The 5798-nt window shown below is 71.1% G+C and carries 4 protein-coding genes; 2 read left to right on the plus strand and 2 right to left on the minus strand.

Going from position 1 to position 5798, the window contains the following annotated elements; translation table 11 throughout:
- Positions 1-164 precede the first annotated feature (164 nt).
- Positions 165-3080, minus strand: coding sequence for a phosphoenolpyruvate carboxylase (gene ppc / locus G6027_RS13650; RefSeq protein ID WP_187702896.1), 2916 nt, complete (start codon positions 3078-3080; stop codon positions 165-167).
- Between the two features lie 163 nt (positions 3081-3243).
- Here ppc and G6027_RS13655 point away from each other — a divergent pair, with 163 nt between their 5' ends.
- Positions 3244-3660, plus strand: a complete 417-nt coding sequence (locus G6027_RS13655; protein WP_182637644.1) for a DUF4870 domain-containing protein — start codon at positions 3244-3246, stop codon at positions 3658-3660.
- A gap of 12 nt (positions 3661-3672) precedes the next feature.
- Here G6027_RS13655 and G6027_RS13660 read toward each other — a convergent pair whose 3' ends face one another.
- Complete coding sequence (locus G6027_RS13660; RefSeq protein ID WP_241727121.1) at positions 3673-5451, minus strand: AMP-binding protein; 1779 nt, start codon at positions 5449-5451, stop codon at positions 3673-3675.
- 122 nt (positions 5452-5573) lie between these two features.
- On the opposite strand from G6027_RS13660, the gene G6027_RS13665 reads away from it, so the two are divergent.
- On the plus strand, positions 5574-5798 hold a 225-nt coding region (locus G6027_RS13665; protein ID WP_182637645.1), incomplete at its 3' end, for a hypothetical protein.

Here is a 5798-nt window from a genome sequence, read left to right on the forward strand (position 1 = left end):
CCCTGGCGGTGGTGTGCGTGCTGCTCATCCCGCTCGCGCAGCGGCAACTGCGATAGCGGCCCGGCCCCGCCCGGCCCCGCCCGGCCCCGGCCCCGCATCGAGAAGAGCGTTCCGCGCATCGGCACTCGGGAAACGCGTTCGGAACGCTCTTCTCGACGGGGGGTTCAGCCCGAGTTGCGCAGCGCGGTGGCCAGGCCGTTCATCGTCAATTGGATTCCCGTCCGCACGTCGGGGTCCCGGTCGCCCGCGCGGTAGCGCCGCAGCAACTCCACCTGCAGCACGTTGAGCGGCTCGAGGTACGGGAACCGGTTGCGGACGGAGCGGGCGAGCGCCGGGTTGTCGTCCAGCAGGGTCTCCTGCCCGGTCACGGCCAGCAGCATCTCGCGGGTGAGGTCGAACTCGTCGGAGATCACCCCGTGGATCCTCCTGCCCACCTCGGCGTCCGGGACCAGCTCGGCGTACCGGGCCGCCAGGCCCATGTCGGCCTTGGCCATGACCTGCGCCATGTTGGACAGCGTGGTGCGCAGGAACGGCCAGTCCCGGTAGAGGCGTCGCAGCGTGGCCAACCGTTCCTCGGCGTTCGTGCCCCCGGCCGCTGCGGTGTCACGGTCGCCGGCATTCGCGTGACCGTCGGTCGCATCCCCGTCGGTCTCACCCCCGCCGTCCTCGACCCAGCGCCGCAGCGCGGAGCCGACGCCGAACCAGCCGGGCAGCATGACGCGGGACTGCGACCACGACAGCACCCACGGGATGGCGCGCAGGTCGTCGACCGTGGAGGTCTGCTTGCGGGAGGTGGGGCGCGAGCCGATGTTGAGCTCGCCGATCTCGCTGAGCGGGGTGGAGGTGGTGAAGTACTCGATGAAGCCCGGGTCCTCGTGCACCAGCTCGGCGTAGGCCTCGCGGCCGAGCCGGGCGAGCGCGGCCATCACCGCGTAGGCCTGCTCGGCGCCGTCGCCCAGACCCTCGACGTCGAGTAGTGAGACCTCGAGCGTGGCCGCCACGAGTGCCTCGAGGTTGCGGCGGGCGCGGACCGGCTCCGAGTACTTGGCGGAGATGATCTCCCCCTGTTCGGTGATCCGCAACGCGCCCTGCACCGCGCCCGGAGGCTGCGCGAGGATCGCATCGTAGGAGTTGCCGCCTCCGCGTCCCACGGCCCCGCCCCGGCCGTGGAAGAACCGCAGGTGCACGTCCGCGCGGGCCGCCGCGTCCACGAGCGCGAGCTCGGCCTCGTACAGCGACCAGTTGGCGGCGAGGTACCCGCCGTCCTTGTTGGAGTCCGAGTACCCCAGCATGATCTCGAGCACGTCGTCCTGCGAACGCACGAGCGCGCGGAACTGGGGGAGCGCCAGGGCCGCGTCGAGCATCCGGGCCCCGCCGGCGAGGTCGTCGATGGTCTCCAGCAGCGGGATGAGGCGCACGGTCGACCGGGGTTCGTCCGGGCTGCCGGAGAACAGTCCCACCTCCTTGAGGAGAACTGCGGGTTCGAGCAAGTCGGAGACCGAACCACACATCGACACGATGTAGTGCGGCACCACGTCGGGACCGAGCCCGGCCACCGCCTCCGCGGCGGCGTGCAGCACGCCCATCTCCTTGGCCGCGAACTCCGAGAGTTCCGCCCGGACGCCGAGCAGCGGTCGATCATGGGAGAGTTCGCCGAGCAGGAGCTCGACCCGGGCGTCCTCGTCGAGCGCCGCGTAGTCCTCGGACACCCCAGCGAGCGCGAACAGCTCGGTGAGCAGGTCCTCGTGCGACTCCGAGTTCTGGCGCATGTCCAGGGACTGCAGGTGGAACCCGAACGAGTTCAGCGCCCACCGCAGGTCCCGCAGTCGCGGGGCGCGCAGCAGGTCGGACCCCACCGCGGAGAGCCCGGCGTCGATCGTCTCGAGGTCCTTCGCCATCTCCTCCGGGTCGGCGTACGGGGGATCGTCGTCCAGGCCGATCAGTCGTCCGGCGGACAGCAGCACCGAGCGGGGCAGCGACGACCCGGTCGCGCGGGCCCGCGCGGCGAGCCGGCGACGGACCACCCGGACCGCCTGGCGGAACGGCACGTCCTCCCGCGCCGGGCTCCCCTCGACCTCGGTGTCCGTGAGGGAGTCGGCCAGCTCCGCTATCCCGGAGTCGGCCTCCACGATCCGGGCCGACATCGACAACTCACGCTCGAGGAGGCGCAGTTGCTCGGCGTAGTGGCCGTGGAGCAGTTCGGCCGCCCGGTCGGTGGCGAACCGCACCACGTCGCCGGTGACGTACGGGTTGCCGTCGCGATCGCCACCGATCCACGAACCGGGGCGCACCATCGCTCGGCCCCCGCACCCGAGGCGTTCGTCGATCTGGGCGTTGAGCGGCGGGATCACCTCGAGCAGAGTGGCCTCGTGGTACTGGAGTCCGGCCATCACCTCGTCCTCGATGTGGGGACGTTCGTTGCGGATGAGGGCGGTCTGCCACAGTGCGAGGACCAGCCTGCGCAGCTCGAGCTCGAGCTCGGCGAGGTCGGCCTCCGTCACGGGGTCCTGGTCCGCCGAGCGCAGTACGTCCCGGCGGGCCATGAGGACGTGAACCCGGCGGGTGGCCTCGAACACCATCCGGCGCCGGGTCTCCGTGGGGTGCGCGGTGAGGACCGGGGACACGCGGGCGGTGGCGCGTACGGCGGCCAGTCGCTCGTCGTCGTCCCCCTCCAGCAGCTCGGCCAGCCGGGTCCACGTGACCTCCAGGTCCCCGTCCGGCGGCGTCTCGCCGGCGGCCCTGTGCAACCGCCTGCGGCGCTCCTGATGCAGGTCCTCCGCCACGTTCGCCAGCAACGCGAACAGGGAGAACGCACGGATCACCGGAATGGCGTCGGCGGCGCTGATGTCCTTGAACAGGGCCGACACCTCGTCCCTGTCGGCCTCCGAGCGACGGACCGCGAACGCCGTCCGGCGGGCCGTCTCGACGAGATCGAACACCCGGTCCCCGGCGTGCTCCCGGATCGTCTCGCCGAGCAGGGAACCGAGGAACCGGACGTCCTCCCGTAGTGGGGCCACCGCCCGGGCGAGAGGGTCGGTCCCCGAGTCGGTTGCGGTGGGATCCTGTGGGGTGTCTGCCATGGCCGCCAGGGTAGGCGGGGCATGTGACAGGCGGGTGAAACGCGGGATAGCGGGGGACCAGGACGCCCGGTATCCCGATCGGCCGTGAACCCGGGCTGCGGAACAGGGCGACACGGGGGACATCCCTGATGTCCCGCAGCCCCGGGAGGCGCACACTGGGGGCATGACTCAGCAGCCCGAGTTCCAGCAGTTCGGAGACCAGCCGTACGGAAACCAGCCCGTGGCCGGGCCCGACGACCGCACCCCCGCGGCCCTCGCGCACGCGTCCAGCCTCATCGCCATGGCGCTGTCCGCCGGGTGGCTCTCCTTCGTCGGGCCGCTCGTGATGTGGCTGATCTACAAGGACCGCAGTCCGTTCGTCCGGCAGGCGGCCGCGGGGTCGTTCAACTTCAACGTCGGCCTGTGGATCATGAGCATCGTCGGGTGGATCTTCATCATCACCGTGATCGGCATCCCGATCGGCCTGGTCCTGCTGGCGATCTCCTTCGTCCTGCAGATCATCGGCCACCTGATCGGTACGGTGCGGGCGACCCGCGGCCGGACCATCAACTACCCGTTCCAGCTGCGCATCCTGAGCTGACGCCTCCGCTGCTCACACCCCGGTCGGCTGCCGACCGTGGAGACGATACTGCTCGAGGACCGAGTCGCGGACCACGCTGGTCAGCGGCCGGAATTCGTCGTCGTCGTCGTGCCCTCCCGCCAACGCGGCGCCGCCGCGGACGTACACCTCGCCGGGCTCGGTCCACGACTGCCGGCGCAGGTCGGGCTTGGCGATCTTGCGGGTGGCGGTGACCGGCATGGTCTCCATGATCCGCACGAAGCGCGGTGCCCATTTGGTCCCCATGTCGGGTTGGGTCCGGCAGAACTCGGAGAACGCGGCCGGGTCGAACGTCACGTCCGGTTCGAGTTGGATGGCCGCCATGACCTGGTCGCCCGTGCGGGGATCCGGCACCGGGTAGACGGCGACCACCAGGACGCCGGGGAAGCGGTCGAGGATCCGCTCGACCGGGCCGGCGGAGAAGTTCTCGCTGTCCACGCGGATCTTGTCCCCGGACCGGCCGGCGAAGTAGAAGAACCCGTCGGCGTCCCGGTATCCGAGGTCGCCGGAATGGTAGATCTCGCCGATGTTGCGCTCGGCGGTGGCCTCCGGATTGCGGTAGTACCCCTCGAACATGGCGGCGCCGGTGAGGTTGCAGATCTCCCCGATCGCCTCGCCGGCGTTGGCCAGGCCCCCGTCGGCGTCGAACTCGGCACGCGGGCACTCGCGGCCGTCCTCATCGAGGATCACGACGTCCATGTAGGCGCCCGCGACGCCGAGCGCGTCCGGCGGGGTGTCGGAGGTGCGGCCGATCACGACCCCGCCCTCGCTGGAGCCGTACGACTCGCCCGGTTCGACGCCGAAGCGGCGGGCGAACTCGGCGCGGTCGTGGGCCGAGGCCTCGGTGCCGAACACGATCCTGAGCTCGGTCTGCTTCTCCTCGGGACGCTCGGGCTGGGCGAGGATGTAGGAGAGCGAGCGGCCGACGTAGTTGACGTAGGTGGCGCCGAAACGCAGCACGTCCGGCAGGAAGCCCGAGGCCGAGAACGTCCGGCGCATCGCGAACGTGCACCCGACGAACGCGGCGGGGGCGAACGCGGCGAACATGGCGTTGCCGTGGAACAGCGGCATCGCGCTGTAGGCGACGTCGTCCCTCACCAGGTTGCGGTAGTTGATCGTGCCGAGCATCGCGAGACGGCCGGTCGAGCACATCACGGCCTTGGGTGCGCCCGTGGAGCCCGAGGTGAACAGCAACGCGAGCAGGGTGTGGGGGTCGCGGGCGGCGTCGTGGAGCCGGGGTTCGGCCCCCGCGTGGGCGGAGAGCAGTTCCTGCCACCCCGTCGAGTCCACCTCGTGCACGGCCACGACGCCCCCCGTGTCGCCCCCCGTGCCGCCCCCCGTGCCGTCGGCGAGGGTGAGGCCGTCGAGCAACCCGGCGCCGTGGGCGTCGGTGACGATCACGTCGCAGTCCACCCCGCGGATGTCCGAGGCCAGCTCGGCGCCCCGGCGGGTGGGGTTGATGCCGATGATCGTCACACCCGCCATGGACGCCCCGGACAGGAGGAACAGATACTCGGGGACGTTCTCCAGCAGGATGCCGACGTGCAGGTGACGGAACCGCTCGGGGCGGCCGGCGTACGCGTCGGCGTGCGTTGCGGACCAGTCGGACAGGATCGCGGCGCGGACCGCGCTCTCCGCCACGAACTCCCGCCACGTCCAGCTCGAGTCCTCGAAGAGGAGCCCGGGATGGTCGTCGGTCGAGCGTTCGAGGAGGATGTCGCCGAAGGTCTCGTGACGCATGTCGTGGCCGGGATTGAACCGAGGCGTGGTCATGGAGTTAAGTTAGCGCATTAGGTGTGATCCATCTGGCGATGCGGAGGGCGATTCCCGACGCGTGCGGACGCCACTCGCGCGACGATGGACACCCAGCCCCCGCCCGGTAGGACTACTCCCCCGTGACCTCCCCCTCAGCGCACTCCGCCCGCCCACCGTGGGGCACTCGCATGCTCGGGCTCGAGCGGGAGGAACCCCCGCGCCGGAAGAAGCGGGTCCAGCGCGTGCTCACCCGGATGTTGGTGATCACCCACGGGCTCGGGGTGGTGGGGGTCTGGATCGTGATCGGCCTGCTGCTGCCCCTCGAGCAGGTCGTCTCCGGGCGGTTCAGCCCGGCGGCCCTGGTG

The organism is Dietzia sp. SLG310A2-38A2 (assembly GCF_014145095.1).
Lineage (GTDB): Bacteria > Actinomycetota > Actinomycetes > Mycobacteriales > Mycobacteriaceae > Dietzia.